Source organism: Protofrankia sp. Cas8 (assembly GCF_963555845.1).
GTDB lineage: Bacteria > Actinomycetota > Actinomycetes > Frankiales > Frankiaceae > Protofrankia.
In genome coordinates, this window is the sequence record NZ_CAUVXI010000217.1 from 4,605 (window position 1) to 10,159 (window position 5,555).

The window sequence follows — 5,555 nt, forward strand, 5'->3', positions numbered from 1 at the left end:
ATCCGCATACCGGACCGCGATATTCCCCTCCCCGGCCAGATCCGGCGCGATCCCCATGTCATACGGGCTCGACCAGCCCACCCCGAACAGGCCGTCGGCCGGATTCCGGTTGTTATACGTCCGGGTCACCCCGAGCGCCGGACCCACCCCCGCCACCGCCGCATCCGTCGTCGCCGTCGTGTAGTTACTCACCACCGGAGTCACACTCGCCACCGCCGGCGCATACGGATCCGCCCCCAGATGACCCTCCGGACCCGACAACGGCACCTTCGTCACCAGCCGACTCGGCGCCATCGCCGCACTCGGCAGCTGAAAATCACCGATCCAACCCTGCCAGTAATACGTCTGATCCCAGAACAGGACACCCTTCGGCGGACTCCACGTGTTCGCGCTGATCCACCCCGACGACCAGCAGGTCCCCGAATTCGCATCCGACCCGGTACACAACTGGAAGTTGTAGTTCACCCCCGGCCCCGGATAGTTATCCGGATCATTACCCGTCAGCGTCAACGTCGGGGTCAACGAGTACACCGCCGCGCCGTTCACCGGCGACGCAGCCGTCAGCACCGGCGCCACATTCGACACGATCAAAGTCTGCGCAAAATACTTTATCAACTCATCCGAGAACCAGGTAACCCCCCAGTTCACCATGTCCCAGCGGATCGTGTACGTCCCCGGCGCCAGCGGATTCACCGTCGCCAACAGATCAGTCGTCTGCCCCGGATTGACCGTCGTCGGCAGCTGCGTCGCATACCCCTGATGCACCAGCTCGGTCGTGTTCGCCGCGTCATACACGTGATACGACAGCATGTAGGTGCTGTTCGCCGGCCACACATCCCGACCGGTATTCGTCAACCGAACCTTGACCTTGCCCTGCTGATTGTTCGTCAGCTGCTGATCCCACACCGCGCTACCCGACGGATAGGAATACGTCGCCCCGTACGACGTCCACAGAATCGACATCTGCGGCCGGTTCGCCGCCGTCGCATTGTTGTTCGACAGGAACTTCTTCCACGCATAATTGTCGGTCGCACTCACCCGCACCGACGTCCCCGTGTTCGTCTTCCGACCATGCGTCCAGTCATCCACCAACGCCCGCAACCGGTCGTCGCTGAACGTCCCCCAGTTAGCCGGACACGACGACGAATACCCGTAGGCGAAACTACTCTGCGCCACCTCCGGGCCGACCGCCGCCCCCGGCCACAGCATCGTCGTGCCATCCCACGACTGGTTCACCTCATACAGGCTCACCGGCCGCGCCGTACACGACCACGACCAGCTGTTCATCAACGACACCTGCACATCCAGGACGTTGGCCTGGTTCACCGCCGCCGTACCCTGCCAGTTGATATAGCCGTAGTTCACATCACCGCCACCGTTGTACGTCCCGACATGAATATCGTCCAACGTGTGGTAATGCGTATTCGGATACGCCGACGACACATAGGTGTCATCCGCATACGCCTGCAACACCTCCACCGACGGATCCACCGTCACCGGGAACACCCGCGCCGGATCCGCCAGCCACCCCGCGTCCAGATCCACCTGCAACGCCAACCCGCCATCCACCCCGCTCACCAGCGTGTAGACGACACCTTCTGAGTAGGCACCGGCGCCCACATGCGGATCGACCGCGGCATCCTCCATCGACCCACGGGGAATCACCGCCCGCACCACCCCCGCGCCGTCAGCGAGGGAAATCTGCTGCGATTTCCCGTCCACCGTCGCGGTCAGACCGTGCAACGCCAGCGGAAACGTCCACCGAGTCGGCGCATCCGCCCCGCGCAACACCAGACTCTCCTTCACCCCCGACAGCGTCCCGGCCAGGCGCACATCCGCCGACCGCCGCACCCCCGTATAGACGGCCGTCGCCCCGTCGACCGTGGCCGCAGCCGGACCCGCACCGGCAATCCCGAACGACACCGACGCACTGTCGCTCACCTGCACCGACGCCAACCGAGGATCATCTGCCCGATCCGCGATGTCCGCGGCGTGCTCCACCGCCGCCACCCGATGCCGCCCCGCACCTGCCGGCACCAGACTCGTATCAATATCGACCAGCGTCCCGCCGGCACCGGTGAACCGCTTCGGCACCGAATACACCTGGGTGGTGTGGGTGCCGTCGGGATTGAGGTACTCGTCGCTCCACACCGTCCGCCGCCCCGGCACCTCCACCTGCCCCGGCTGCACACCGCGCACCGCCGGCGGAATCGTCGGGGTCACCGTGGTCGCCGCACCGAACCGCGCCACCCCCGCCGACGGATCCGGTTTCGCCACATCCACCGGCCGCGCCGGCTCCGCCGCCGTACTCGCCACCGCACCGGCCACCGCCGGCACCGCCGCACGCACCTGCGCCGCCGACGGCGCCCGCCCCGACTGCGACTGCCCCGTCGACACCTGCGCCGCACGGCCCGCCGCGCTCCCGGTCGAGCTCTGCGGCAGCGCCGCATTCCGGAACGGATTTACCAACGGCGCCGGCCCGCCCACCCCGCCCCCGGCCATCCGCAGCACCGTCAGCGCGGTCACCACCAGCACGGGCACCAACCCGAACGAGATGACCGCCAACCCCCGCCGTGATACCCGTCGAAGCACCCGACGAGACACCTGCAGGAAACGAGCAGCAGAAAGCCGGCCACGCATGAATAAACTCCAAAGATCTGACGGCAAGAACCTGCACGGACCCACGCCAGCGGACAGCACCGGACAACAGCACAACCCGAAAAGAAAACGCGGGTGACCTGCACGCCCGAATGAACGCGCAGCAAACAGCACCAACACAAACGGAACACCGAAGACGCGTCACCATGGGCACAGCGATGCGCCCATGGTTAAGATCAGAAGACAGCCAGGCCGCTACCCGGACACGAGAGCAGCGTCAATGTCCGGTACAGGTGGATTCACGCTGCGGAGCATTGCACACGAACCGTCGCAGAGTCGAGCCATTCAGCATCTACCGCAACCGTAGTTTATCCGTTGTTATCAGCATGGGTTGCGGGAGCCCTCAATGATCCTGGCGGGCATGGGTGAGTACAGGGCTGCCAACGCCATCCGGTCAGCTCAGGCCGTCCAGTCGGCCATGGTTACGATCTTCAGTAGCGGGCACGGCGATCTCAGCCGAACACCGCCATAGCAAGCAGCGTCGATCAAACCACCAGATGACGCAGCACCTCGTCTGCGAAGGAGGGGGCACCTGCGCGGGACAACTTGTCGAGAAGATCGAACACTGTCAGGGGTGGCCTTGTCGTGTCACCAGCCTGTTGCTCAAGGACAGCAAGTATCCGCGGAGGGCTGAGGTCGAGCTGATCGAGCAAGAAGCCGTCCGGCGAGATCGCGTCGATGCCGTGCGGAGCGAGGTGCTTCGCCGGGAAGTCCTTCAAATTCGGGGTGATGATGCTGCGGGCTCCTCCCACGATGGCCGCGGCAAGCACATGACGATCGTCAGGATCCGGGAGGTCAAGTCCCGTGACAAGGGGCTGCCAAGCGGCTGGATCGACGCTTGCGTCCTTGAACGCCTGATCCATCATGCGCAGACGCCTTGCAAGGATGGCTGAATCCAGATCTGGGTGGATTTCAGCCAGCGCGCGCCGCACCTCCTGAAGGATCTTCGGGGACCACAGCGGCCGGTAGAGCCCACACTCCGCCAACCGCAGCAGTGTGTCCGTCAGGACAACGGGGACGAGCGATGCTGCATCCAGCAATGCGACGTGCATAGGCCGTCAATCGCCCGCGTGGCGTGCCCGCTGAAGCGCCTCGCGATAGTCAGCCGCTGACATCTCGTACAGGCCGGTCTCCTGTGCGGTGCGGGTCAGTTCACTCAATACGGCCTGACGCTCGGCACGACGCCGCTCCTGATATTCCAAGAGATCGTCGATGCGTACTCGACGGTGACGGCCAGGACGCTCATATGGAATTTCGCCACGTTCGAGAAGCTTCACCAACGTGGGTCGGCTCACGCCAAGGACGTCGGCAGCCTCCTGCGTGGTGAGCCGACGAGACATCGGGCTGATCGTGACCGCCCGTCCCGCAAGCATGGCTCGCGCCACGTCGACCAACACGTCGACGAGAGCGGCAGGCAGGTCGACTGCCTGGCCACCTGGCGGGACGAGCGCGGCGGAACGGGACCTCTTTCTCATCACGAGGTCGCCATCCTCGGCAGGACCTGCTCCGATGGGGCTAGAAGGGCTCCCGTCCCCTGTCTCGTTTCCGACTGCGAGAAGCGCCGTCATGAGACGACGTAGCTGGCCCACATCCTCCGGGGGTAGAACGGTGTGGCTCCGGAGCGGCTCGAGCGCTGCGGCGATCATATCCCCACCCTGCCACAAATCGAAAGAAACGCAAGCCTGCGCAGGGTCAACGTCCCGTACCGAGCCCGTCCAGCAGTCAGACCGCGGTTCCGCGACGGCAGGCGTGCTGGCCGTCGATCACGGCCATGCCGGGGCAGGTGGGGTTGCTGTCGGTGTGTCCCAACGGCGGGGCGGACGGCGGCGCTGCGGCGGAACCGCGGTCAGAACCTCGGAAGGGTCGACAAAACGGCCCGATGCGGTATCAAGAACCCAGGTGTGCGCGGCGGGAATGTCGAAGTAGAGGCCCACGAGCTCAAGCGGACCCCGTTCCAACGCGCGCCGCACAGCCGGATGGCCGCTCAGGTGCTCCAGCTGAAGCACGACGTTCGCCCGGCCCAGTTGTTCCAGGGGCGACAGCATCTCCGTACCGGGCAGGGGCATCCGGGCCAACGCCGCGCGCGCATGGGTCAGCCAGCCCGCCAGCGCGGAGTCGGGATCCCGGTCGAGGTCGTCGGACAGCAGCGCCTGCATGGCACCGCATCCCGAGTGCCCGCACACCACGATCGAGGGCACCCGCAGGACGTCGACGGCGTAGTCCAGCGCGGCGGTCACCGACAGGTCGGCGTTGCGCCCACCGGCGATCGGGACGATGTTGCCGACATTACGGACGGTGAACAGGTCGCCGGGTCCACTGCTGGTGATGATGTTCGGGACGACCCGGGAGTCGACGCAGGTGAGGAACAGCGCGCTGGGACGCTGACCGTCCGCGAGCTCCCCGAGGGTGCCGCGCAGCAGCGGAGCGGTCCGGCGGTGGAACTCGGCGACCCCCACCAGCATCGTGCCGGCGGCATCCGCGCGGTGCGCGTCGCCGTGGGAGGCCGCCAACTCCTGCCACTGCGACCAGGGGGCGAACCAGCGGGGCAGGTGCGGAACGACGGTACGGCGCCGCTTGGCCTGATCCTCACGTGACGATCGGAACCAGGTGTGGCCGATCTCGTCGACGGTCACCTGCCCGCCCGCCCGCTCGTGCTCGGTGCACCAGGCGTGCAGATGGTCGAACGCCGCATGATCGAGATAGTCGACCACCAGCTCGATCGACACACAGGACCCGGTCGGCACCCGGCCGAGAACCCGGGCGAGGCGCGGCAGGGACAGGAAGCTCAAGGTGCCCTCCACGTCCACCCGCCATGCCTGCCCGGACGCGACGAGACGGATGTTCGACCACAGCACCCGACGCAGAACCAGCCCGAGGGCGGTGAGCATCCCGAGTGC

4 protein-coding genes are annotated in these 5,555 nt (G+C 66.1%); all 4 read right to left on the minus strand.

Annotated elements, in window-relative coordinates; genetic code table 11:
* On the minus strand, positions 1-2,592 hold a 2,592-nt coding region (locus U9977_RS22795), incomplete at its 3' end, for a DNRLRE domain-containing protein (protein ID WP_322751331.1).
* 551 nt (positions 2,593-3,143) lie between these two features.
* A complete protein-coding gene (locus tag U9977_RS22800; RefSeq protein ID WP_322751332.1) occupies positions 3,144-3,710 on the minus strand; it encodes a PIN domain-containing protein in 567 nt (188 codons plus the stop codon).
* A 6-nt stretch (positions 3,711-3,716) separates the two neighbouring features.
* A complete protein-coding gene (locus tag U9977_RS22805) occupies positions 3,717-4,133 on the minus strand; it encodes a helix-turn-helix domain-containing protein (protein WP_322751333.1) in 417 nt (138 codons plus the stop codon).
* Between the two features lie 288 nt (positions 4,134-4,421).
* The coding region (locus tag U9977_RS22810; protein WP_322751334.1) for a carbonic anhydrase at positions 4,422-5,555 on the minus strand (1,134 nt) is incomplete at its 5' end.